The following is a 25199-nucleotide window of genomic DNA, read 5'->3' as shown; positions in this document are numbered from 1 at the left end:
CTCCTTATTTCATTGATTCAACACCACTGATAATTTCTATAAGTTCAGTAGTGATACTTTCTTGTCTTGCTTTATTATAGGCTAAATTTAAATTTTTAACCATTTCTTTGGCATTTTTGCTTGCATTATCCATAGCCTGCATTCTTGCACTATGTTCAGCTGCTAAAGAGTCAATTAAGGCAAAATACATATTGTATTCAAAATATGTTTTCATCAACTCTTGCATTAATTCATCGCCTTCTGGTTCAAGCTCTAGAGTTGAGTTTGAAATTTGACTTTCATCTTGGACTTTTAAAGGCTCAACCGGAAGTAAATGAAGTTCTTTAAGCTCTTGAGCGATCATATTTTTATAGCCATTATGTATGATGATGACTTGGTCGGTTTCTTTGTTTAAGAAGTCATTTACTGCTTCATTAATTACCTCACAAGCCCTTTCATAACTTGGATTTGAGCTTAAATGCTCATAAGTTTTTAAAAGTTCAATGCCCTGAAAGCGAAAAAATTCAATGCCTGTTTTTCCAACAGCTCGCAAACGAACTTCTATGCCTTTGGTTCTACATTCTTTCATCAGCTCATTAACGCTTTTAATAGTTCTTGAATTAAAGCCACCACAAAGCCCTTTATCTGCTGTAATAAAGATGATATCTAGTCTTTTCACAGCCCTTTCTTGAAAGAATATAAAACGTTTATCATCTTTTGAAATTTTGCTGATATTTAAAGAAATTTCAGCTAAAACTTCATCAATTTTTTGTGCATAAAACTTACTGCGTTTAGCTACTTCTTCTGCTCTTTTAAGCTTAGCTGAAGAAACAAGCTTCATCGCTTTAGTTGTTTTTTGCGTGTTATTGACACTTTTTATCTTTCTTTTTATCTCTTTAAGACTAGCCATAAAATGCCTTTATATATGACTTGATTTATATTCATTAAGTGCCGTACTAATCTTTTCTTCAAGTTCTTTATCCAAAGCTTTTTTAGAGCGAATTTGCTCAAAAATTTCAGGATATTTTGCTTCGATGAAAGAATAAAGCCCAGCCTCAAATTCATTGATTTTACTTACCGGAATAGAATCAAGTATGCCTCTTGTTCCAGCGAAAATAAGCACTACTTGTTTTTCAACAGCCAAAGGAGAATATGGAGCTTGTTTAAGAATTTCAACCATTCTTTGCCCTCTTTCAAGTTGCTTACGGCTTGATTCATCCAAATCGCTTGCAAACTGAGAGAAAGCTTGAAGTTCTCTGTATTGAGCTAGATCAAGTCTTAAGGTTCCTGCAACTTGCTTGATAGCCTTAATTTGAGCTGCCCCACCCACACGAGAAACCGATAAACCTACATTTATCGCTGGGCGCACACCTGAATTAAAGAGATCTGTCTCAAGGAAAATTTGTCCATCAGTGATTGAAATAACATTGGTAGGAATATATGCTGAAACATCTCCAGCTTGAGTTTCAATGATAGGTAAAGCGGTTAAACTGCCAGCACCAAGTGCATCGCTAAGCTTTGAAGCCCTTTCAAGCAATCTTGAATGTAGATAAAAAACATCACCAGGATATGCCTCACGACCAGGAGGACGACGTAAAATCAAAGACATTTCACGATAAGCCACAGCGTGTTTTGAAAGATCATCATAAATAATTAAAGCATGGCGAGCATTATCTCTAAAATACTCACCCATAGTTACGCCAGCATAAGGAGCGATGTATTGCAAAGCTGCAGAATCAGAAGCACCAGCACTTACAACTATAGTATAATCCATAGCCCCATGCTCTTCTAAACGTTTTACCACTTGAGCAATATTGCTTTGCTTTTGTCCTATAGCAACATAGATACAAATAACATCTTGCCCTTTTTGATTGATGATGGTGTCGATTGCAACGGTTGTTTTTCCAGTTTGTCTATCGCCGATAATGAGCTCTCTTTGTCCTCTACCAATTGGCACAAGAGCGTCTATGGCTTTAAGTCCAGTTTGTAAAGGCTCATGAACGCTTTTTCTTGCCATAATGCCTTTTGCTTTTTCTTCAATAAAACGAAACTCACTTGCTCCAATCGCACCTTTTGCGTCTATTGGTTCGCCTAAAGCATTAACCACGCGTCCTATCATAGCATCGCCAACTGGCACACTTAAAAGCTTTTTAAGACGTTTTGCTGAAGAACCTTCTTTCAAACCTTCGCCCTTACCAAGTATAACTACACCAACGCTTGCTTCTTCAAGGTTAAGAGCCATACCTTTTTCGCCGTTTTCAAATTCAACCATTTCACTTGCCATGACATTTTTAAGTCCATATACTTTTGCCACACCATCGGCTATTGAAATGATCTTACCTGTTTCTTCAATTTCAAGATTTAAATCAAAATTCTCAATCTTTTCTTTGATGATAGAGCTAATTTCACTAGCTTTAAGTTTCATACATATTCTCCTTTATAGTGTTTTGAGTATATAATCACTCATTTTTGTTTGCAAACCCTGTATAGAAAAAGAAATTTCATATCCTAATTCTTCGAGACTTATTTTTATCCCTTGAGTTTTAGTGATTTGATTTTCTAGTTTTATACTTACCTTAAATTTTTCACTTAATTTTTTTTCTAAATCGTTAATTTTAGTTTGTTCTAAAGCTTGTTCAGAATACACTATACCTGTATAAATTTGAGCTTTCAAAGCTTCTTGTTTTCGTAGTTCCTCAACTATTTTTGGGATAAGTGTAAGTCTTGAATTTTGTGTTAAAAGACGGATAAAATGTTCAAAACTCGGTTTGACATTTTGAAAAAAAGACATTAAAATTTTCAGTTTTTGATCTTTTTTGTATTCGTTTGATTCTAAAATCATTTTAAATTTAGGTAAGGTAAAAGCTGGACTAAGTTGCGACAAAAGCTTGTAAAATTCCTTAGAATCTTTTCGTTCTAATATAGCTTTGGCGTATTTTTTTGCAATTAGATTTTCCATTGTTAAGACACCTTTTTAAGCATGATATCTAAAATTTCATCTTGCTTTAGTTTGCATTCGCTAAACATTTGATTTAAAATTTTAGCAATAACTTCTTTTTGCATTTTTCTTTGCTCATACACTTTTTGTTCTTCAAAATGCTTTTCAAGTAAAGCTATATCATTTTTTGTATCATTTTTTAGTTTGACTGCTAAAAGTTCAGCTTCTTTTTTAGCTGTGTTAATAGCTACGATAGCTTCTTTTTTTGCATCTTCAAGTTTTTTGATAGTTTCAAGTTTTTTGTTTTTACTTTCTAGAACCTTGTTTTGAATTTCTTCTAATCTTGTTGCGATTTTAGTGATTCTGTTGTTATAAAATTCTTTTGCTGGGCGAGCTAGAAAATAAAACAAAATAGCCACAAAGATCAAAAAGTTAATTGTTCGAGGAATTATATCATATTCCCCACTTCCGTTTGGTGCAGCAAAAAGGGCAAGGGGTAAAAAAGCCAATACAAAACCTATCTTTTTCATCATTTTTCCTTAGTATTTATATATTTTTTAAATTATTTTTCAAAGCTTCTTGCCATACTGGAAGACTGACTTTTAACTCTTGTTCAAAATTTTCTCTATCTTGAGCAAGCTGAGCGTAAAAAACTTGCATTTTTTGTTCAAGTTCTCGCTTTTTATTTTCAAGTTCTTTTTCAGCTTCTTGCTTTGCTTCATCGAGTGCTTTTTGTTTTATAGCATTAATTTCTTCTCGTGTGCTTTGTTTGATTTTATTAAATTCATCGTTAAAATTTGACATTTCTTCTGAGTTTTGCTTGACTTTTCTTTCATCACTTTCTATAGACTTGTTTCTTTGATCAATAAATTCAAGCAAAGGCTTGTAAAGTAGGCTATTGAGTATTATAATCATAGCTAAGAAAATGATAAAAGTAGCGAGCATTATGGATAAATGGACATCATCAAACATCTTTTGCCTTTTTAAAATTTTGAGTTAGTTTTAATATTGTATCTAAAAAGGATTAAATATTATGTAAATTTATTGTAATAATTTGTTTAATTGTTTAATTTTTTCAAGATCGCTTAAATAAAGTGTGATTTGTTCGTATTTTGCTTTGTGTGAGATATTGAGCTTTTTAAGTTTGATTTTAAATTTTTCAAGTTCTTGGTTAAGCTCTTGATCTATTTCGTATTTTTTTTCACTTTTTTTCATTTTTTGTACTATTTTTTCAGCATCTCTTACGCTTAATTTTTGTCCTAAAATTGTATCAATAAGCAGTTTTTCGTCCTTATTGTCAAGTCCAACTATGATTTTGGCATGTCCTTGAGAAATCTTTCCTTCAGCGATAAGCTTTTGAGTGTCTTTGCTAAGCTGAAGCAATCTTAAAGTATTTGTAATTTGCGAGCGTGATTTATGCACCTTATTTGAAAGCTCTTCTTGGGTGATCTTATAATGCTCGATTAAGTCTTTGTAAGAGTTTGCGAGTTCTATAGGATTTAAATCTTCTCTTTGTATGTTTTCGATTAAAGCAAGTTCTCTTAATTTTTCTTCTTCTACTTCGGCAACCAAAGCCTTAATTGTAGGCATTTTTAGTCTTTGACATGCCCTAAAACGGCGTTCGCCAGCGATTAAAACATAGCTTTCGTTTTCTTTTTTTAAAACAATAATAGGCTGAAGCAGTCCGTAAGTTTGTATGGATTTAGCTAGATCGTTTAAGGCATCTTCATCAAAATGTTTTCTTGGCTGGTAAGGATTTGCACTGATAAGTTCAAGACTGATTTCTTCAACTCTACTACGATCAAGTCCGAGTTCTTTGCTGTAGGCTTCATCAACATCACCTAAAATACTGCTTAAACCTCTACCTAAAGCACTTCTTTTTGCCATTTTTTATCCTAATATAGAATACGCTAAGTTTTGATATGCAAGCGAGCCGGGTGATTTAATATCATAAAGTATAATAGGCTTACCAAAACTCGGACTTTCAGCGAGCTTGACATTGCGTGGAATGATGATAAAATCATTCTCATCACCATTAATTGTAAAAAGCTGCTCTTTGAAATTTTGTTTTAAATCTTCAACAGTATCCTTAGAAAGGTTATTTTGAGAGCTATACATAGTTGGTAAAAAGCCTCTGATTTTAAGCTTTGGATTGATACTTTTTTTGATGATTTTAATGGTATTAAGCACCATAGCCACGCCTTCAAGAGCGTAAAATTCACATTGTATAGGTATGATCACGCTATCACTTGCTGCAAAAGCATTCACGGTGATGCTTCCAAGTGCTGGGGGAGAGTCAATGATGATAAAATCATACACATCAACGACTTCTTTAAGCTGGTTTTTAAGCACGATTTTGCGTTCTATACTTTCATCTTTAGCAAGTTCTTGTTCTATACCTACAAGCCCTATATTTGAAGGAGCTAGATCAAGTTTTGGAAGTTCAGTTTTTAAGATAATATCACTGATTTTTTTGCGTCTTGTAAAAACATGATAAATATTGTATTCGTAATTATTTCTATTAAATCCAAGTCCTGTTGTAGCATTTGCTTGAGGATCAACATCAACTAAAAGCACCTTTTTTTCGGCTACTGCTAAACTTGCTGCTAAATTTATCGCTGTTGTGGTTTTGCCTACGCCACCTTTTTGATTGGCTATGGTAATGATCTCACTCATCTTAAACTATATATCCTTTTGTTGTCAAGTAAAATGCTTCCGTCTTCATAAAGCAAAGCTTCTTTTAAAGGGAGTTTTTTGCCTTCATGATGAACGCTAAATGGTTTTGATTTTTCAAATTCTATCACATACTTGCTAAAAATTTGCTTCCATAAAAATTTTTTTTGAATTTCTTTGATGAAAAGTTCTATAAAGTCCTTTAAATCAAGATTTATATCCAAAAGTCCAGCTTGAGCTGGGGCATTTTTGATATTTATACCCACGCCAACAATGATGAAGTCTCTTATCCTTGTGCTCATCATACCGCCGATTTTTTTATCAGCTATATAAAGATCATTGGGCCACTTCAGCCAAATTTTTGAGCCTTGCTCGCTTAAAAGCTCTTTTAAAATAAAACTAAAATAAATGCTTACTGAAGACAAAGGCAAATCTTGAGGCAAATCCTCTAAGCTCAAACAAAAATTTAAATGTAAATTGCCTTTTGTGCTGTGCCATTTACTTTCCCTGCTACCTATGCCCCCAGTTTGTTCTAAAGCATAAATGGCTAAGTTTTTATTGATTGTAGCATTCCGCACCGCTTCGCACATATAAAGATGAGTTGAAGCTATGCTTTCAATACAAATAATCTCCACTTTTTAACCTTTTTCCATTCAGATAAGTTCTTGCATCAAGCACTTTTTTACCAGCTTCTTGAAGTTTTTTTATCCTTAAAACTCCATTTTTGCACGCTAATAAAAAAGCATCTTTTTCTAGGCTTAAAATTTGAGCTGCTTGATGTTTTTCATCTTCATTAACAAGCTCTATTTCAATGAACTTTAAGCCATTGTTTAAAAAAATTTGAGGCCAGTTATAAAAGGCAAGATATTTTTGATAAATATCCCTTGCTTTTTGCTCTTTTATGTCAATAAGTCCATTTTCTTTTTTGATTTTCGTGCAAAAGCTAGCCTTGCTTTCATCTTGAATTTGTGGGCGAAGGCTTTGAAATTCATTTAAGGTTTTTACGCAAAGCTTTGTGGCTAATTTGCCCAATTCTTCAAAAACAAGCAAGGCATTTTTATCCTTAATATCACACTCAAGGCTTTGCAAGATAGCACCTGTATCAAGCCCTTCATCCATAAGCATAGTGCAAACTCCGCTTTTTTCATCGGCGTTTAAAATCGCACTTTGTATAGGGCTTGCCCCGCGGTATTTTGGTAAAAGCGAGGCGTGTAAATTGATGCAAGGTGCAAGTTCTAAAATGCTTTTTGGTAAGATTTTTCCATATGCAGCCACGATGATAAAATCAATATCTAAGCATTTTAATTCTTCTTGAAAAACTTCATCTTTAAGACTTTTTGGAGTTAAAACCTTTAGATTATGCTTTAAAGCAAATGTTTTTACTGCACTTTGAACAAGAATTTGCTTTCTACCCACAGCCTTATCTTGCTGGGTAATGACAGCTAATACATTAAAGCTGTTTTGAATAAGCCCTTGTAAAATCTTTGCTGCATACTCTGGAGTTCCCATAAATACTATATTTTTACTCATTTTTTCCTCTATAATCTACACTCCAAATTCGCATCGCCTCAATGATAGGTTTAAGTGATAAGCCAAGTAAGGTTAAAGTTCTACGCGTAACACTTGGCATTAAATGTTTAAGCTCATTAAAACGCTTTTTTCCTCCAAAAAGATAGAAAAGTATCACGGCTTTGTATTTTGCACTGATTAAGCTTAAAGTTATCTCAACGGGGCAGGTAAAGTATCGCATAATAACTCTGTATTTTTCATGATTTTCTTTGTCATTTTTAGCCTTTTTGAAAAGATTTTATTCTAGCATAAGTTCCTTAAAACAAGCCTTTAATAAGAATAAATTTTATACCTAAATAAAATTTATATTCTTGTGTATCTTTTTTGTGCGTTCTTGTTTTTTATGTCTTTGCTTGTTATAATTAAAGTTCTAAAATATTTAGTTTCACAAAGGAGAAATAATGCGTTTTTTAGATAATGAAAAGATCATTGAGTTTTCAAATTTTCGCCATGCATGCAATAGCAATGGCTTTGATGGCACAAAAAAACTCAGTGAAAAAGATTTAAATACTCTTTTAGAGGTGGCTCGTTTAAGTCCGAGTTCTTTTGGCTTTGAGCCTTGGAAATTTCTTGTTGTTAAAGATAAAGCTTTAAGAGAAAGGCTTGAACCTATAGTTTGGGGTGGGGTTGATGCCTTAAAAAATGCAAGTGATTTTATCATTATCTTAGCACGAAAAAATATTGATATGAAACCAGGGGGCGAGCATGTTAGGCATATGATGCAAGATGTGCAAAAATTACCTGATAAAATTCAAAAAATTAAAAGCGAATTTTATACAAATTTTCAAAAGGATAATTTTCGTATCTTTGGTAATGAAAAAGCGGTGTTTGACTGGGCATGCAAACAATGCTACATAGCCCTTGCTAATGTAATGAGTGCAGCAGCTTTACTTGGGCTTGATAGCCTTGCTATAGAAGGTTTTGATCAAGAAGGTGTTGAAAAGCTTTTAGCTGATGAAAAACTCATTGATAGCACGCATTTTGGGGTAGCTGTCTGCCTTGCTTTAGGTTACAGAGCAAATCCTCCAAAACGAGCGAAAACAAGACAAGATTTTGAGGCTGTCGTGCAGTTTATTTAAGTAAAACTTGAAATTCAAAGAAGTTTTTGGCTTCTTTGAATTTTTGTTTTAAAAGTGAGGAAAAGCCGTTTTAAAATGCTTTTTGCTTTTAATCCGCTTTTTATATTAGCTTTCTAGCTTTGTTTTCTATTTTTTTAAATTTTTGGTAAAAGTTTGATTGTGAAAACTTTCATTAACTTAAATACAAATTTATCTCCTTTAAAAGCCCTTATTTTAAGGTTTTGCACTTTTAAGGTGTTAAAGGCGTATTCTAGCATAAGCTTCATATATCCTTTTAAATTAAATTTGGGTTTTGGTATAAGCTCAATTCACAAGCCTTTTCATTGATTTTTACAAAATCAATCACACCTCTAGCTTTTAAGCTTTCAAAGACTAAGAAGCATTTTTTAGTCTTATCGTTTTTGAGTTTTCAATGAAGTTTAAATATTCTTTCAAGCTTACATTTTTTTGTTTTTGGAGAAAACATTTATTCTTATATCATTACTAAGCTCATTTTGATCGAGCTTAGTAAAGTCTTTAAGCATAACGTTCGCCAGCTTTGTCATAAAACTCAACTTCCTTGCCATTATCTTTAAGCCAAAAGGCGATTTTTTCTTGATTTTTGTGCGTGCAAATGGCTTTAAATTTGGCTTTTAAGATCAAAGCTTCATTGACTAAGCTACTTGCTTGAATGATGAGCTTTTTGCTTTCATTCATCGTTTTTGCAAAATCTTTTAAATCCACAGCCAAAGTGATATTTTTGTGATTTTTGCAAATTTGAGTAAGAGCTTTGAGGTTTTTATTTTTTGAGCTTGTGGCGATGATAATGCTAAGGCTTGAAGGCAGGTCAAGAGCGATTTTAGCACTTAAATTTGCACTATCTGTGCTATCTAAACAGATAAAAATATCATGGATTTTTTTTCTTGTAATTTTGGCTTCTTCATAGAATTCATCTCTTATTAAAGCATAGGCAAAGCCACATCTTAGCTCGCAAAAACTTGGCACAAGATTTTTGTAAAGTTCGGCTTTCGCGTAAGGATTGACATTAAGTAAGATATCGCAATAATGAGGCTTTAACTCATCATCAAAGCTTAGAATTTCAACTCCAGTAGCTTCTTTGATAAGTTTTTCATCTTTTGCGTTTATTTGATAATGATCGATGATTAAAAGCTCAAAACCCTCATCAAGTATAAGATCAATCAGCTCGCTAATAGCACTACTATCAAGCAAAAATACCTCATAAGGAATGTTTTCTATGATATTGCCTTCAAGTTCAAGACAAGCAAAGCTTACCTCGTCTTCATAGTATTGCCTTAAAGCTAAAAGCAAATCCCTTCTAATATACTCGTGTCCTATCTTAGAAGAACTATCGGCACGAAAAAGCACTTTCATTGTTTTCCCTTACTTTATATCATAAATACGTTGAAAAATTCTTATTTTTGTCGTGGTTTAAGCCTAAAGCTTTTCAAAATTTATTTTAAAATTCTTGGCAAAGTTATGCCTTTTTGGTTTTGATACTTACCTTTTTTATCTGCATAAGTTGTATCGCATTTCTCATCACCTTCTAAAAATAATACCTGGGCTATGCCTTCATTTGCATAAATTTTAGCTGGTAAGGGCGTGGTATTTGAAATTTCTATGGTGATATGCCCTTCAAAACTCGGCTCAAAAGGCGTTACATTGACAATTATACCGCACCTTGCATAAGTGCTTTTGCCAAGACAAATGGCTAAAACATTATCAGGCATTTTAAAATACTCCAAAGTCCTTGCTAGAGCAAAGGAATTTGCTGGAACTATACACACATCGCCTTCAAAATCAACTACATTAGCTTCAAGGAAATTTTTTGGATCAACTACGGTTGAATTGACATTAGTAAAGATTTTAAACTCCCTACCTACGCGTATGTCATAGCCATAGCTTGAAAGCCCATAACTCACCACATCTTTGCCTATATTTGCTTCACAAAATGGTTCTATCATTTTATGCTCTAATGCCATTTTTCGTATCCAATTATCTGCTTTTAAGCCCATATTTTACCTCTGTTTTAATTTGAAATTATACTTGAAATTTATCAAATTTTAATTACTTTCATAATAAAATCTCATTTTTAATTCCAAAATTTTAAATCTTTGGGTATAATTTAGGATTTAAGTTTTTGACAAAATTAGGAGATTTTATGACTAAAGAAGAAATTAAAGAATTAATGGCTTTATTTGCAGAAGCTAATATTAGCAAGATCAAGATCAAAGAACAAGATGGCTTTGAGATCGAGCTTGAAAGAGAGCTTTGCGAGCCAGCTCCGGCTCTTGCATGTCCTCCACAAACTGTAACCCCACAACCTATAAATGTTAATGTTGTCAATGAAGCTTCTCCAAGTAAAAAACACAACCAACCAACCCTAAACAGCCCAATGGTAGGCACTTTCTATCAGGCTCCAAGTCCAGGTGCAGCAAGCTTTGTTAAAGTTGGTTCAAGTGTTAAAAAGGGCGATACTATAGGCATTATCGAGGCAATGAAGATTATGAATGAAATTCAAGCTGAATATGATTGTAGAATAGTTGAGGTTTTAGTCGCTGATGGACAGCCTGTTGAGTTTGATATGCCTTTATTTGTTGTGGAGAAAAATTAATGGAAATCAAAAGCGTTTTAATCGCAAATCGTGGCGAAATAGCACTCAGAGCTTTAAGAACTATCAAAGAAATGGGAAAAAAGGCGATTTGTGTGTATTCAAAAGCTGATAAAGACGCCCTTTATTTGCGTTATGCTGATGCAAATATCTGCATAGGTGATGCAAGAAGCACAGAGAGCTATTTAAATATACCAAATATCATTTCAGCGGCTGAAATTTCTGAAGCTGACGCGATTTTTCCGGGCTATGGTTTTTTAAGCGAAAATCAAAATTTTGTTGAAATTTGTGCTAAGCATAACATTAAGTTTATCGGCCCTTCAGTAGAAGCTATGGTTTTAATGTCTGATAAAAGTAAAGCAAAACAAATGATGCAAAGAGCTGGAGTGCCTGTAATTCCCGGAAGTGATGGGGCTTTAAAAGGTGTTGAAGTAGCCAAAAAGCTGGCTAAAGAAATAGGCTATCCTATCATTTTAAAAGCCGCAGCTGGCGGGGGCGGACGCGGTATGCGTGTGGTAGAAAAAGAAGCTGATATAGAAAAAGCCTTTTGGTCAGCAGAAAGTGAAGCCATGACAGCCTTTGGCGATGGCACTATGTATATGGAAAAATACATTCAAAATCCACGTCATATAGAAGTGCAAATCATAGGCGATAGTTTTGGTAATGTCATTCATATCGGTGAAAGAGATTGTTCCATGCAAAGGCGCCATCAAAAACTCATTGAAGAAAGCCCTGCAATTTTACTCAATGAAAAAGTAAGATCAAAGCTCTTAGATACGGCTATAAAAGCAGCTAAGGCTATAGGTTATGAAGGAGCTGGAACCTTTGAGTTTTTAGTGGATAAAAATTTAGATTTTTATTTTATCGAGATGAATACGCGTTTGCAGGTTGAACACTGCGTAAGTGAGATGATAAGTGGGGTTGATATTATCGAGCAAATGATAAAAGTTGCCGAAGGATATGCTTTACCAGCTCAAGAAGCTATCAAGCTAAGAGGGCATAGCATAGAATGCCGTATTACAGCCGAAGATCCAAAAAGTTTTGTGCCAAGTCCGGGCAAAATCACTAAATATGTCCCGCCAGCTGGACGCAATGTAAGGATGGAAAGTCATTGCTATCAAGGGTATAGCGTGCCTCCTTATTATGATTCTATGATAGGAAAGCTCGTAGTTTGGGGTGAGGATAGAAACAGAGCTATTGCAAAGATGAAAGTGGCTTTAGATGAATTAATCATTTCTGGTATTAAAACCACACGAGATTTTCATTCTGCAATGATGGAAAATCCAGATTTTTTAAATAATGCCTTTGACACAAATTACCTTGCAAGACACTAAAAAGTGAAAGGGCGAGTGAAGTTTATCAGCCCTTTAGCTTTTTTAACTCAGCAAAATACAAAGATAAATTCGCTATGATAAGGTCTGCAAAAAGTTTTATAATCAAAATATTAAAAAAAAGAGGTTAGATTTGCAGAGCAAATTTCAAGAACTTAAAAATGATTTAAACGCCTTTAAAACAAGTTATGGTAAGCTTTTTTTAAAGCAAGGCTCTTTTAGCCTGTATTATTCTAAAGAAGTGGATAATTTTGTAAAAAAAGCCTTTAAAATCATACTTGAGGATTTTTTCGAAGATTTTTTACCAGATGATGAAAGTGTGCCTTTGTGTATCTTAGCTCATCATCAGTATGCAGATTTTAGGCTTGCAGCTTATGAAACCCTGCCCTTACTTTTTGTGTATAAAGATGTGCGTGCCTATCATTTAAAACCTATTATGAAAGCCTTTATTGCCACTTTAAATGACCTTGGCTTTGTTATGCACGCTGAAATTTGTGAGTTAAATGGACTTATAAGCAAAGCAAAGCTTGGACTTGATGTGCTAAATTTAAGGTATTTGTGTGGATCAAAAACTTTATTTAAAGCCGTAAAAGAAACAAGCACGCTTTACTTACAAACACATAAAATCGAACTTGCAAACAGACTTTTAAGCCAACTTAATCACACTCAAATTCCTTTCATCGCTCAAGAATTTGATATTAAAAAAGACTTTGGCGGACTTGATAATTATCTTTTGCTTCGTTCCTTGCTTTTGTTGTTTAAAAACTCCCATCAAAGCTATGCCCTTGAGTTTATCGATGAAAATGAACTAAGCGAGCTGAGGCTAGCTATGGATTTTTTACTTTCTTTAAAATCTGCTTTAAATATACAATATTCAAAAGATGAAGATGAATTTCAGCTTGCAAAGCTTGATTTTTTAAGCAAACTTATGCAAAAAAAAGATAAAAAAAGTGTTGATGCAAAAAAGGTATTGCTACAAAAAGCGATGAGTTCAATGCAAACAAGTGGAATTTATATTCTTTATCTGCAAAAATGTATTCAAAGCCTGCTTGATAAGAACGAAAATTTAAGTAAAACCGGGCAATTCAAGCAAGATCAAAAAGGCGTAATTTATCTTGATGAAAATGTGCAGTTTCAAAATGCAAGCGAGTTTTTAGCCGCTTTAAATTCTCTTGAAGATAAGCCTTTTGAATTTGACATTAGTGTTTTGATGAGTTTGCGACGTTTAAGGGTGCAAAAAGATGATTTTGAAGAGCTTCTCAAGCATTTTAAACAAAGTCTTTATCGCAAACACAGCTTTTCTTTACTCAAACTTTTCTTTGATAGCTGTTTTTTAAGCATAATGCTTAAGCCCTTAGCTTCATTTCGATTTTTACTTAGCGAGGAAGGAACTTACAGCCTTGATGAAAATGCTTTGCTTTGCCTTAAAGAGCTTGAGTTAAGCTTTGATGAGTTTGAATGTTTTAAGGCTTTAAATACTGATGAAAAGATGATCTTAAAGCTAAGTGTTGTGATGAGTGCGATTGAGGCTGAAAATGAAGTTTCTTTGGCAAATATTTATCGATCATATTGTGCAAAATTGAGCTTAAATGCTGATTTAGTAGAATTTGGCTTGAGGGTATTTAAAAATTTTAATGCCATGAAAGATATCATCGAAAAAGAAGATATTTATAATGAAACCATTATCTTTACTCTCATTAGCAGGCTTGAAAATGAAAAAACCCTACGTTTGATTCATGCTTTAACTCTTATCAATGCAAGGGTTTTAAATATTACGCATGATTTTTATTTTAGAAGCCTTGAAAAACTACTTTCAAATGCTTTGGCTGGCTTTGAGGATGTTAATTACCTTGATGAGATCGCAAGAAGGGTAAAAAAAGAACAAACCTTAAAGCGAAGTAAGATATTTTTAGATCAAAGTAGTATTTTGCAAGATAAGATCACGCATATAGTTTCAAACCTTTTCATCATCAAAAATAGCTTTGAAGATATAGTTAAGATAGCTAAAATCGCCCAGCAAAAAGACTTTAGCTTTAGTCTTAACAACGAAAAAAATCTCATCTTAGAAATGATAGCTCTAAAGCAATTTGATATAGCTGGCATTTTAAATACACTCAGTAGCCTAAACCTCATCTTTATGAGCTTTTTTCAGCTTTTTGATGAAAAAATTTATCTTAAATTTGAGCATTCAAATACCATAAGTGATATTCAAAAACAAAAACTCACCCAACTTTTAGAGCAAAATTTAGTGCATAAAAACAAGATAGAGTTGAAAAAACCAAGCATTAAAAAAGATGAGTTAAAATTTGATTTAGAGTATTCAAAAAGCTATGTTAAGCTTAATCTTAATGCCAAAGATCAGCAAGGCTTAATGGCTTTTGTAATGCACGAGTTTAAGCGTTTTGATTTGAATTTAAGTGCAGCTAAAATTCAAACAATCAAAGGACGCACACGCAATAGCTTTTATTTTGAAAAAAACGAAAACTTATTGCAAAAAAAAGATGAACTCATCAAATCCCTAACAAGCGAGTAAAAAATGTGTGGAATAGTAGGCTACATAGGCAACAAAGAAAAAAAAGAACTCATCATTAGCGGTTTAAAAGAGCTAGAGTATAGAGGTTATGACAGTGCTGGACTTGCAGTGATGAGAAACGGCGAACTTGATTTTTTCAAAGCTGTTGGCAAGCTTGAAAATTTAAGCAATAAATGCAAAAACTTCACAAGCGAGGGCTTAGGCGTAGCCATAGGACATACACGTTGGGCAACACATGGTAAGCCAACAGAGATCAATGCTCACCCTCATCTAGGGCAATACTCCTGCGTCATTCACAATGGTATTATAGAAAATTACAAAGAGCTTAAAGATAAGCTTGAAAGTAAGGGTGTAAGCTTTTTAAGCCAAACAGACACTGAAGTGATCGTGGCTTTGTTTGAATTTTATGCAAGCACAAATGAGCCTTTTGAATCGTTTAAACTGACTATAAAAGAGCTAAAAGGGGCTTTTGCTATACTTTTAGTGAGTAAAAAAAGCCCAGATTGTATATATTTTGCTAAAAATGCTGCACCCTTGATCATCGGTAAAAATACCTCAAATGAACTTTATTTTGCTTCAGGCGATGCAGCTTTAATAGGGCATGTTGATGAGGTTGTGTATCTTGAAGATTCAAGTTATGGCAAAGCGAGTTTAACTTCGCTTGAAGTGTATGAAAACGGCACACTTAAGAACTTACAATTTAATAAACTTTCTCAAGATAAATCCTACGCCAAAAAAGACGGCTTTCGCTTTTTCATGGAAAAAGAAATTTATGAGCAAAGTCGTGTTTTAAGCGAGGTTTTAATGGGACGTATTGAGGGTGAAAGCATAGTCTTTGATGAGCTTGAAAATGAGGACTTAACAGCTTTTGATGAGATCACTTTATGTGCGTGTGGCACAAGCTATCATGCCGCTTTAGTGGCAAGTTATTTGTTTGAAAGAGTAGCAAAAATCAGAGCTAGGGTTGAAATAGCCAGCGAGTTTCGCTATAAAGAAGGTATTATTAAGCCAAATTCACTTTTCATCGTCATCTCTCAAAGTGGAGAAACAGCTGATACGCTTGAAGCTTTAAAAATCGCCAAAGAAAAAGGGGCAAAAAGCTTTGCGATTTGTAATGTGGATAATTCAAGTATAGTTCGTCTTGCACACTTAAGCATTTTAACAAGAGCTGGTATGGAAAAAGGCGTAGCAAGCACTAAGGCTTTTGCTTCTCAAGTGCTTACCTTGTGGCTCATCGTTTTATATATAGCCCAAAAAAAGAATTTAAATATCAGCAAAGACATAAAAGCACTTTTACACACTCCAAGCATGGTTATGGTTCATAGCAAGCTTCATGAAAAAATTCACCGCCTTAGCAAACGTTACCTAGATGGACATGGCTTTTTTTATATAGGACGCGATGTATTTTATCCTTTAGCTTTAGAAGGGGCTTTAAAACTTAAAGAGCTTAGTTACCTACACGCTGAGGGCTATCCAAGTGGAGAGATGAAGCATGGTCCTATAGCCTTAGCTGATGCTAAACTTTATACCATAGCCTTAATGCCAAAAAATATGCTTTATGATAAGACAAAGTCAAATGTTGAAGAGCTTATAGCAAGGGATTCTACCTTACTTTGTATCTCTCCGTTTGAGTTCGACTTAAGTGATGATTTTATCAAAACTTCAGAGCAAGAGCATTATATGTGCGAGTTTTTTGAGATGATGCTTATTACTCAGCTTTTAGCTCTTGAAATTTCTGTGCGTCTAGGCAATGATGTAGATATGCCAAGAAATCTAGCCAAATCAGTTACTGTGGAGTAATTTGCAACATTATTTTGTATTGTTATAAAAGCCTGAAGTGGAGTTAAAATGTGCTTGTTTAAAAGGGCTTGGATTTTTCTTTTTGTATCAAAGCTTTTTGCTTTAAGTCCTTTTGAGCTTCATAATGTTAATGAGGTTCATCAAAGTGGCGTTGCAGGAAATGGCGTTCATATAAGCATACTTGATGATGCTTTTAATATTACTCATCAAAGCCTTAAAGATAGAATTTTAGGTTCTGTGGCTTATCCTAGCGATCAAAATGGGCAAAGTTATACTCCAAATTTTTTAATTGATACTCACGGCAGTCATGTCGCTGGTATAGCACTTGGTTCAAGACTTAGAGGAAGTGAGCCTTACGGAGTAGCATATAATGCAAGTTTTTATGGTATTGGCATTTTTGGTGATAACACACATACAAACTTGCCCGATATTTACAATATACTTAAAAATAAAAGTGAAGTAAAGATCGTAAATAATAGCTGGGGCTCTAACATATACCCTGTTGTGGGGCTTGAGTATGATCTAAATAACAACTTAGTTCAAAACACAAGTATGATAGATGATGCAAGTTATGTTATGAAAGAACTTACAAATCCTTTAGCTCACACAAGTGGGCTGTATAAACTTGCTCAAGAAAGAAATCTTTTAAGCATATTTGCAGCTGGCAATGAAGGTGTTTTATCGCCAACCATACAATCTGTTTTGCCAAGATATGATGAGAGTATTCGATCTTGGCTGGCGGTGGGTGCGCTTGATAGTGAGTATATTACTAGACAAGCTGATGGTAAGCTTATTATCGATGGCAAGGGTGTAGCTGACTTTAGCAATGGTTTTAAGGGAGCTGTAAATTTTTCCCTCACAGCAGCTGGGGTAAAGATTAATTCAGTTGATGCAAATACAAATAATGGCTATACTTTGAAGCAAGGCACTTCCATGGCTGCACCTTTAGTCAGTGGCGTAGCTGCTTTGGTGCAAGAAAAATTTCCTTTTTTAAATGGCACACAAATTGCAGATGTGCTTTTAAGCACGGCAAACAAAGACTATCAAGCTCCTAAAATGGTTATTAAAAGCATTGATGAAGGCAGTGGTGCAAATGTTAAAACAACTTATACTCTAGTGTATATAGATCAAGCCGCACCAACAAATGATACTCAAAAAAGAGCTGATGTAAGTGCTTTATATAGTGGCTATAAAATTAACATAAATGGTGTAGAACAAGATTATGTAGATTATATAATGGCCAATTTAAATACTACTCAAATAACCCAGCAAGTAAGCAAAGAAGAAATTTTCGGACAAGGCATACTAGACGCTCAAAAGGCTTTGCAAGGTTTAAGCATACTTGATGCAAATCGCTTGAATTTAAAAGACATTCAAACGCACGATAGTAAAGAACAAGCCTTTTATACCCTTGATACTCAAGGACACACAGCTGAATTTAGCAATGATATCAGCCAAAGAACTTGGGATACAACTTTACATTTAAGTTCAGCTCTTAACAGCCCTGCAGCACAAATGCAAACCATCACTGAAGTGGGCTTGATCAAAGAAGGACAAGGCTCGCTTATCTTAAGTGGAGCAAATTCTTATGAAGGCGATACCATAGTGCGTGAAGGTATTCTTGCTTTATATAAAAGAAGTGATGGTTTAGGAGGAAGTCTTCAAAGTTCAGTTTTTATAGAACAAGATGGAACCTTATTTGCGGGTGAAAGAAGTAATTTAAACACAGGCATTAAAAAACTTGCAAGTGTATTTTCTAAGGCTGTGCCAAGCACAAGTAGTGTGATTTTAAATCAAAATTTACAAAATAATGGCATGCTTGATATAGGAGGCAATAGTTTAGCAGTGCTTGAAGTAAAGGGTGCTTATACTCAAACAAGTTCAGCTACTTTAAGACTAAGTTTTAATACAAGTGGGAATTCCTTACTTAAAGCTAATCATTATAGTATAGCTCAAGGGGCTTCTTTGGTTTATGCACCTATAATTGCTCAAATTTCACCTAATACACAAAATATTGTTTTAGATTTGGGTGATTTAAAAAATTCTTTATCTTGGTTTAACGTAAGTGTAGCTAATTCTTCAGTATTTGATTTTACTCTTTCACCTGATAAGTTGGTTTTAAATGCTAGAACTAAACCTAATATATATGCTAATTATGAAGGCTCTAATGCAAGTTTAGCAAGGATTTTAAGGGCTATAGCTATGTCAGCGAATTTATCAAATTCTTATACTCGGTTTTTTGGTGAGCTTAATGCTATGACAAATAATGACTATGTAAAAACCTTACAAAGTATAGATAATAACGATCATCTTAAAAATACAGCAAGGATAAGAAAAATTCAAGAAAGACTAGGCTTTGAAAATATACTCTTGCTCTTGCAAGAAAATAGCGAGCAAATTAGTTTCAATCCAAGTTATACTTATGTTGATGGAGAGTTTTATGATGGGTATGGTGTGGGTTCAAAATTAGAAGCTTTAAAACGTGTTGATGAGAGAACTTTTTTAGCCGGATTTTTAAACTATGCGTATAATTACAGCGATTTTGAAAACTCATATATAAAAGCTCATCTTCTTTCAACGGGTTTTACTTTCAAATCTGATCTTGATTTTATAAGCGTCGTGAGTGGCGTATCTTTGGGTTTTGCTCGAAATCAACTTCGAAGAAATATTTACAACCAAGACTCTCGCCCAAAAGCAAGCTACAACAACCTTTTAAGCTCTTTTCACGCAGGTATAAGCAAGGATTTGCTTTTAGATGAAAAGCTTTCTTTCGCCTTGATTGATTCTAAATTAAAACTCTCTCCTATGATTTATGGTGCTTATGTCTTTACGCATCAAGGTGAGATCAAAGAAAACAAAGCCTTGCTTGGTGTAAATCATGAAAATAAAAACTATCATAGCCTTAGCATGAGTATGGGGACAAATTTATCTTACACATTAAGCGATGCGTATTATTCAAGTTTAAGTTCTGGTTTTAATCTTTTTGCATTTTATGAACAAAGATTGCTAGGCAATGTGCTTAAAAATAGTGCTTCTTTTCACGATTTTACAGGATTAAATTTTAATCTTAAACACAAAATGGATAAAAGCCTTATCCGCATAGGAGCAAATGTGCGTCTTGGCACAGATAAAACTTCTTTTTTGCTCGGTTTTGATGATGAAATAAGTAAAAACTCAAACAATATCAATTTTAATATAAAAGCACAATATCAATTTTAAATTCTTAGCTTTGTTTCTTGATTTTACAATGCTTTTAAAGCTAAATTCAGCCAAATTTTAGCCTTATTATCTTAAACTTTTATTAAGAAAATAATCAAAGGTTTTTTATGCTTTCATGCTCGCCACTTGTGTATTATAAACAACTTTTAAAGCATTATGAGTATTCTTATTTTGCTGAAGATAATAATAAAGTTATTATTGGCATTGATCCTCTTTTTTTAGATGCTAAAGATATGGACTTAAGTCAGCTTAAATTTGAGTTTTATCAAGAAAGTGCTAAAAAGCCTTTGTGCGAATATGCTGGTTTTTTTGGGGTTTTAGCAGCTGATTTTTATACTTTTTTTGAAAAAATTGATACGCCTAAGCTGAAAAATTATGATTTTCCTTTATTTTTATTTGCTAATGCAAGGGCGTATTTGGTGTATGAAAAACATTCTAAGCTTTATTTTGAATACGGAGATAAAAAGTATTTTGAGTGTTTAAAAGATGAAGAGCTTCAAGATGAAGCTTGTAAGTTTGATTTTAAGATAGAAAACGATTTAGAAGCTGAAAAAGCTGATTTTATCGCTATGATACAAAAGGCTAAAGAATACCTTGCAAGCGGGGACATCTTCCAAGTTGTGCTTTCAAAACAACTTTGCATACAAAGCAATGTTGATAGCCTTAGCTTTTATAGTGAGCTTGCAAAGCAAAACCCAAGCCCTTATATGTTTCATTTTCCAAGTAAATACGGCGTTGTAGTTGGTTCTTCACCTGAACTTGTTTTAAGTATAAAAAATAAAGAAATTTTCATCGCTCCTATAGCAGGCACAAGAACCTTAAATGAAACAAGCGATAAAGAAGCTTTAGCTAAAGATTTATTGAGCGATGAAAAAGAATTATGCGAGCATAGAATGCTTGTTGATCTTGCGCGTAATGATATTTCTAAATTTGGCACGAAAACTCGGGTTGAAAATGTCTTTGAGCTGGTAAATTATCAATACGTCATGCATATAGTTTCAAGTGTGTATGCTTTTTTAAAAGATGAAGCAAGTATTTTTGATGCTATAGGAGCTATCTTTCCAGCAGGCACCTTGAGTGGAGCTCCAAAGATTAGGGCTTTAGAGCTTATAGCTCAGCTTGAAGGGCTCAATAGAGGCGTTTATGGCGGGGCTATTGGTTTTTTAAATTTTAATGAAAATGTATGCCTAGCCATTATCATACGTTCAGCTTTTTTTACTCAAAAAAAGGCTTTTATCGCGAGTGGGGGTGGAGTGGTGATGAAAAGTGAGGCTGAAAAAGAATACGCTGAAATAAAAGCTAAAAGACAAAGCCTCATTAAAAGCTTTGAAGCTTTAAGGGATAAATGATGATTTTGTTGATTGATAATTACGATTCTTTTGTGTTTAATGTCAAAACCATGCTCACTCAGCTTTATGATGGCGAAGTAAAAGTAGTGCGAAATGATATGATTAGCTTGGCTGAAATTAAGACTTTAAAGCCAGATTTTATAGTCATAAGCCCAGGACCAAAACACCCAAAAGATAGCGGAATAAGCTTAGAACTTTTTAAAAGTGGCTTAGATATACCTATACTAGGCGTTTGTTTAGGACATCAAGCTTTAGGACTTGCTTTTAATGCCACGATTTCAAGGCTTAATCAAGTTGCACATGGTAGCACTTCAAAGCTTGAGCTTAAGGTTCAAGATTGTATTTTAAAAGATATGCCCTTAAGTTTTGAAGTCATGCGTTATCATTCTTTAGTGGTTGAGGATTTACCTGAATGTTTAGAGGCTCTTGCTTATACTGAAGATGGAATTTTAATGGCGATGAGGCATAAGAGCTTGCCTTATTTTGGCGTGCAGTTTCACCCAGAGAGTTATTTTAGCGAGTATGGGCTGAAGATTTTTAAGAATTTCTTAGAATTAAAAGTTGAAAAAAAGCCTGAAGAAAAACCAAAACTTACACATTTTATCAATAAACTTCAAGAAAATATTTCCCTTACAAGTCTTGATTTTGAAAAAATTTGTAAAATCATCGCTTCAGAAGAATATGAACCTATACAGCTTGCTGCCTTGCTCATCTTAATCACTGAAAAGTCTTTGAATGAAGAATCCCTAAGTGCTTTAGTGCGTAATATCTTAAAATACTCACAAACCTTTAGCGATGAAAGTGAGATGATCGATATAGTAGGCACTGGAGGCGATGGCTTTAAAAGTATCAATGTCTCTACCACAACGGCTTTTATCTTAGGCGCACTTGGCGTAAAGGTAGCAAAGCATGGAAACAAAGCCATTTCAAGCTCAAGTGGAAGCTCTGATGTGCTTGAAGCTCTAAAAATTAGCACATTTGAGAGTATAAGCAAACAAAAAAAGGTGCTTGATGAGCTTCATCTTGCCTTTTTTCATGCTCCTTATTTTCACTCCTTAGTTGGAGAAGTAAAAGAGGTCAGACAAAAACTTGGGGTAAAAACCGTGTTTAATGTCTTAGGACCCTTGCTTCATCCAAATCTAAAGCTTAAGTATCAACTCGTAGGCAATTATCACGAGCCTGTGCATAAGCTTTTAGCTGAGGTTTTAAGAGCACTTGGACGAAAACATGCCCTTGTGGTACGTGGTAAGGACGGAATGGACGAGATAAGTATTTGTGCGGACACTAGCGTATATGAGCTTAAAGATGGAGAAATTTTATACTATGAAGTAAGCCCAGAACAATTTGGCTTTAAAAGAGCTTTTCACAGCGATATAATAGGAGCTGATGCAAGCTTTAATGCTAAGATTTTGCTAGATACTCTAAGCGGTAAGATTAAGGGAGCAAAATTTGATATAGTTGTGCTTAATGCTATGTTTGCTTTTTATACAGCGTGCAAGGTTGAAAATCCTATGCAGGCTAAGGATATAGTGCTTGAGGCTATTTATTCTGGTAGAGTGATTGAATTTTTTCACTCATATCAAGAACAATTAAGAATCTTGCATGAAAATTAAAATTTGTGGGATTAAAGAAAGGCAAAATTGCAAGCAAATCGCTAGCTTAAATATTGATTATATGGGGCTTATCTTTGCAAAAAGCCCAAGACAAGTTAGTCTTGATTTAGCTCAAGAGCTTAGCCTTATCATTAAAAATTCTGAAAAAAAAGCTGTTGGGGTTTTTGTTGATGAGAGTGATGATTTTATACTTGAACATGCAAGTTTTTTAAATGTCATTCAATGTTATAAAACAATAAGCAAGGACTTATATACTCAAATTAAAGCCTTAGGACTTGAGCTTTGGCAAGTTATAAGTGTAGATGAAAAGCTTGAATATGACGAAAATATCAATGCTGATTTAGTGCTTTTTGATACCAAAGGCAAGTTTAAAGGTGGTAATGGCACAAGTTTTAATTGGAATTTGCTTCAGAATTACCCAAAAGACTTTGCATTAGCTGGTGGTATAGGACTTGATAATATAGAACAAGCTTGTAAATTTAAACCTAAGATCATCGATATAAACTCAAGGGTTGAAAATGCTTTAGGTTTAAAAGATAGCACTTTGATCAAAGAGCTTTTAAAAAAGGTAGGACGATGAAGAAAAGTTATTATGGGGATTTTGGCGGAGCTTTCGTGCCAGAAACGGCTATGTTTGCTCTTATTGAGCTTGAACATGCTTTTAAAACCATAGCTTTTACAAAGGAATTTAAAAAAGAACTCAAATCCTTGTTAAAAGACTATGTAGGGCGTAAATCTCCACTTTATAAGGCAGAAAATTTAAGTTTATATTATGGGCATGAAATTTATCTTAAAAGAGAAGATTTAAATCACACCGGCTCACACAAGATCAATAATGCCCTTTCTCAAGCTCTTTTAGCCAAAAAAATGGGAAAGAAAAAGATCATTGCGGAAACTGGAGCTGGACAGCACGGCTTAGCCACAGCCACAGCTGCAGCACTTTTGGGCTTAGAATGTGAAGTGTTTATGGGAGCAACTGATGCACAAAGACAAGCTTTAAATGTCCAAAAAATTAAACTCTTAGGTGCTAAGGTAAGAGAAATTCATACCGGCTTAAAAACACTTAAAGAAGCCACTACAACAGCCATTCAAGCGTGGATCAATGAGATAGAAAAAAGCTTTTATATCATAGGAAGCGTGGTTGGTCCTTATCCTTATCCTCAAATCGTAGCTCATTTTCAAAGTGTGATTGGTAAGGAGTGTAAAAAACAGCTTCAAAAGCTTGGTAAAAAGGCTGATTATGTCATTGCTTGTGTGGGTGGTGGATCAAATGCCATTGGAATTTTTCAAGGCTTTTTAAAGGATAAGCACACCAAGCTTATTGGTATAGAAGCAGCAGGTTTAGGCACTGATACGCCTTATCATGCAGCCACTTTAACAAAGGGTAGAGACGGCATAATTCATGGCATGAAAACTAAAGTTTTACAAGATGAATTTGGCAATATCTTGCCTGTTCATAGCATATCAGCTGGGCTTGATTATCCGGGCGTGGGTCCAGTGCATGCGTATTTGCAAAAGCTTAAACGCGTCAAATACTATGCCATAAGCGATGATGAATGTATTAGCGCCTTAAAACTTTTATGTCAAAAAGAAGGCATTATCCCTGCTGTTGAAAGCGCTCATGCTTTAGCTTATCTTGAAAAGCTTTGTTTAAATTTAAAGAAAAAAAGTGTTATAGTAGTCAATGTTTCAGGCAGAGGCGATAAAGATATGCACACTATACTAGGCTATAAAAAAGGAAAAATTTATGGTTGATTTTAAGCATTTTTACAAAGAAAAGGCAAATATAGCTTTTAGTGTCTTTGGCTATCCAAATTTAGCCACAACTAAGGCTTTTTTGCAAAGGCTTGATGTAAGCAAGATCGATATTTTAGAACTTGGAATAGCCTATTCTGATCCTATAGCTGATGGCAAAGTGATCAGCGAGGCGGCTTTACAAGCCTTAAATGAGGGCATAAATATACATGAGGTTTTTAAAACCTTAGCCCAAATAAAAACCAAAAAGCCTATAGTTTTTTTGGTGTATTATAACTTAATCTTTTCTTATGGCATAAAAAAATTTGTTAAGGAGAGTAAAAAAGTCGGTATTAAAGGGCTCATTGTGCCAGAACTTCCTTTTGAGGAAAATGAAGAGCTTTTCAAGGAGTGCGAAAAAACAGGGCTTGTGCTTATCCCTTTAATCAGCGTTACAACTTCAAAAGAACGTATGCAAAAAATACTCACAAGGGCAAGTGGTTTTGTGTATGTGGTGGCTAGTCTTGGCATAACAGGGGGCAAGCAAGTAGGATTTTCAAGGCTTAAAAATTTAGTTAAAGAACTAAGAGCTTATACAACTTTACCTATTTTTATAGGTTTTGGAATAAAAAATGCTAAAGATGTGCAAAATATCAAGCAAATTTGCGATGGAGCTATAGTCGGAACAAGCGTTGTTGAGGCTTTTAAGGAGAAAAAAATCGCAAACATTATGCAAAAAGTAAATGAAATTTTTTAAAAAGCGAAGAATAAATT

Annotated in this window: 23 protein-coding genes; 11 read left to right on the top strand and 12 right to left on the bottom strand. The window is 34.1% G+C overall.

Annotated features, from left to right (window positions below; translation table 11 throughout):
• Nucleotides 1-4 precede the first annotated feature (4 nt).
• The 10 genes from atpG to DMB91_RS05495 form a co-directional block, all read right to left on the bottom strand.
• On the bottom strand, nt 5-889 hold the full coding sequence (gene atpG, locus DMB91_RS05540; RefSeq protein WP_034905043.1) for an ATP synthase F1 subunit gamma: 885 nt from the start codon (nt 887-889) through the stop codon (nt 5-7).
• Nucleotides 890-898: 9 nt separating this feature from the next.
• Nucleotides 899-2404 carry a F0F1 ATP synthase subunit alpha gene (atpA, locus tag DMB91_RS05535; protein WP_034905045.1) on the bottom strand — a complete coding sequence of 502 codons (1506 nt, stop codon included), beginning with the start codon at nt 2402-2404 and terminating at the stop codon, nt 899-901.
• Between the two features lie 12 nt (nt 2405-2416).
• Complete coding sequence (locus tag DMB91_RS05530; protein WP_034905047.1) at nt 2417-2938, bottom strand: F0F1 ATP synthase subunit delta; 522 nt, start codon at nt 2936-2938, stop codon at nt 2417-2419.
• Between the two features lie 2 nt (nt 2939-2940).
• Nucleotides 2941-3447 (bottom strand): F0F1 ATP synthase subunit B, encoded by a 507-nt coding sequence (locus tag DMB91_RS05525; RefSeq protein WP_034905048.1) that lies wholly within the window; start codon nt 3445-3447, stop codon nt 2941-2943.
• A 16-nt stretch (nt 3448-3463) separates the two neighbouring features.
• The gene (locus DMB91_RS05520) at nt 3464-3889 is read right to left on the bottom strand and encodes an ATP synthase F0F1 subunit B' (RefSeq protein WP_034905050.1); all 426 of its coding nucleotides are present in this window, start codon (nt 3887-3889) and stop codon (nt 3464-3466) included.
• A gap of 69 nt (nt 3890-3958) precedes the next feature.
• Nucleotides 3959-4804, bottom strand: a complete 846-nt coding sequence (locus tag DMB91_RS05515; RefSeq protein WP_034905051.1) for a ParB/RepB/Spo0J family partition protein — start codon at nt 4802-4804, stop codon at nt 3959-3961.
• A gap of 3 nt (nt 4805-4807) precedes the next feature.
• Entirely contained in the window at nt 4808-5593 is a 786-nt protein-coding gene (locus DMB91_RS05510) for a ParA family protein (protein ID WP_034905052.1), read from the bottom strand.
• Nucleotides 5590-6225: a biotin--[acetyl-CoA-carboxylase] ligase gene (locus DMB91_RS05505; protein ID WP_034905054.1), complete on the bottom strand. Its 636-nt coding sequence runs from the start codon at nt 6223-6225 to the stop codon at nt 5590-5592. Before DMB91_RS05505 ends, DMB91_RS05510 begins: the two co-directional genes overlap by 4 nt.
• Nucleotides 6206-7120: a methionyl-tRNA formyltransferase gene (gene fmt, locus DMB91_RS05500; protein ID WP_034905056.1), complete on the bottom strand. Its 915-nt coding sequence runs from the start codon at nt 7118-7120 to the stop codon at nt 6206-6208. Before fmt ends, DMB91_RS05505 begins: the two co-directional genes overlap by 20 nt.
• A complete protein-coding gene (locus DMB91_RS05495; protein ID WP_034905058.1) occupies nt 7113-7340 on the bottom strand; it encodes a winged helix-turn-helix transcriptional regulator in 228 nt (75 codons plus the stop codon). The genes fmt and DMB91_RS05495 overlap by 8 nt, the downstream gene beginning before the upstream one ends.
• A gap of 220 nt (nt 7341-7560) precedes the next feature.
• On the opposite strand from DMB91_RS05495, the gene DMB91_RS05490 reads away from it, so the two are divergent.
• The gene (locus DMB91_RS05490; RefSeq protein ID WP_034905061.1) at nt 7561-8238 is read left to right on the top strand and encodes an NAD(P)H-dependent oxidoreductase; all 678 of its coding nucleotides are present in this window, start codon (nt 7561-7563) and stop codon (nt 8236-8238) included.
• Between the two features lie 516 nt (nt 8239-8754).
• Here DMB91_RS05490 and pseG read toward each other — a convergent pair.
• On the bottom strand, nt 8755-9609 hold the full coding sequence (gene pseG / locus DMB91_RS05485) for a UDP-2,4-diacetamido-2,4,6-trideoxy-beta-L-altropyranose hydrolase (RefSeq protein ID WP_034905062.1): 855 nt from the start codon (nt 9607-9609) through the stop codon (nt 8755-8757).
• Nucleotides 9610-9689: 80 nt separating this feature from the next.
• Nucleotides 9690-10250 carry a dCTP deaminase gene (gene dcd / locus DMB91_RS05480; RefSeq protein WP_034905064.1) on the bottom strand — a complete coding sequence of 187 codons (561 nt, stop codon included), beginning with the start codon at nt 10248-10250 and terminating at the stop codon, nt 9690-9692.
• Between the two features lie 146 nt (nt 10251-10396).
• Between dcd and accB the strand changes: the two genes are divergently transcribed.
• The 10 genes from accB (at nt 10397) to trpA (ending at nt 25182) form a co-directional block, all read left to right on the top strand.
• A complete protein-coding gene (accB, locus tag DMB91_RS05475; RefSeq protein ID WP_034905066.1) occupies nt 10397-10849 on the top strand; it encodes an acetyl-CoA carboxylase biotin carboxyl carrier protein in 453 nt (150 codons plus the stop codon).
• On the top strand, nt 10849-12180 hold the full coding sequence (locus DMB91_RS05470) for an acetyl-CoA carboxylase biotin carboxylase subunit (RefSeq protein WP_034905069.1): 1332 nt from the start codon (nt 10849-10851) through the stop codon (nt 12178-12180). Before accB ends, DMB91_RS05470 begins: the two co-directional genes overlap by 1 nt.
• A gap of 475 nt (nt 12181-12655) precedes the next feature.
• Nucleotides 12656-14710, top strand: a complete 2055-nt coding sequence (locus DMB91_RS05465) for a nucleotidyltransferase (RefSeq protein ID WP_231549675.1) — start codon at nt 12656-12658, stop codon at nt 14708-14710.
• A 3-nt stretch (nt 14711-14713) separates the two neighbouring features.
• Nucleotides 14714-16510: a glutamine--fructose-6-phosphate transaminase (isomerizing) gene (gene glmS / locus DMB91_RS05460; RefSeq protein WP_034905073.1), complete on the top strand. Its 1797-nt coding sequence runs from the start codon at nt 14714-14716 to the stop codon at nt 16508-16510.
• A 48-nt stretch (nt 16511-16558) separates the two neighbouring features.
• A complete protein-coding gene (locus DMB91_RS05455; RefSeq protein ID WP_052043206.1) occupies nt 16559-19729 on the top strand; it encodes a S8 family serine peptidase in 3171 nt (1056 codons plus the stop codon).
• 107 nt (nt 19730-19836) lie between these two features.
• A complete protein-coding gene (locus tag DMB91_RS05450) occupies nt 19837-21078 on the top strand; it encodes an anthranilate synthase component I family protein (RefSeq protein ID WP_034905075.1) in 1242 nt (413 codons plus the stop codon).
• A complete protein-coding gene (trpD, locus tag DMB91_RS05445; RefSeq protein WP_034905077.1) occupies nt 21078-22691 on the top strand; it encodes an anthranilate phosphoribosyltransferase in 1614 nt (537 codons plus the stop codon). The genes DMB91_RS05450 and trpD overlap by 1 nt, the downstream gene beginning before the upstream one ends.
• The gene (locus DMB91_RS05440; protein WP_034905080.1) at nt 22681-23271 is read left to right on the top strand and encodes a phosphoribosylanthranilate isomerase; all 591 of its coding nucleotides are present in this window, start codon (nt 22681-22683) and stop codon (nt 23269-23271) included. Before trpD ends, DMB91_RS05440 begins: the two co-directional genes overlap by 11 nt.
• On the top strand, nt 23268-24446 hold the full coding sequence (trpB, locus tag DMB91_RS05435) for a tryptophan synthase subunit beta (protein WP_034905084.1): 1179 nt from the start codon (nt 23268-23270) through the stop codon (nt 24444-24446). Before DMB91_RS05440 ends, trpB begins: the two co-directional genes overlap by 4 nt.
• A complete protein-coding gene (gene trpA / locus DMB91_RS05430) occupies nt 24439-25182 on the top strand; it encodes a tryptophan synthase subunit alpha (RefSeq protein ID WP_034905086.1) in 744 nt (247 codons plus the stop codon). The genes trpB and trpA overlap by 8 nt, the downstream gene beginning before the upstream one ends.
• Nucleotides 25183-25199: the final 17 nt, after the last annotated feature.

Origin of the sequence: Campylobacter sp. MIT 97-5078 (genome assembly GCF_006864455.1) — a bacterium.
In the GTDB taxonomy this organism is placed as follows: Bacteria; Campylobacterota; Campylobacteria; order Campylobacterales; family Campylobacteraceae; genus Campylobacter_D.
This window is presented reverse-complemented; position numbering and strand designations above follow the sequence as displayed.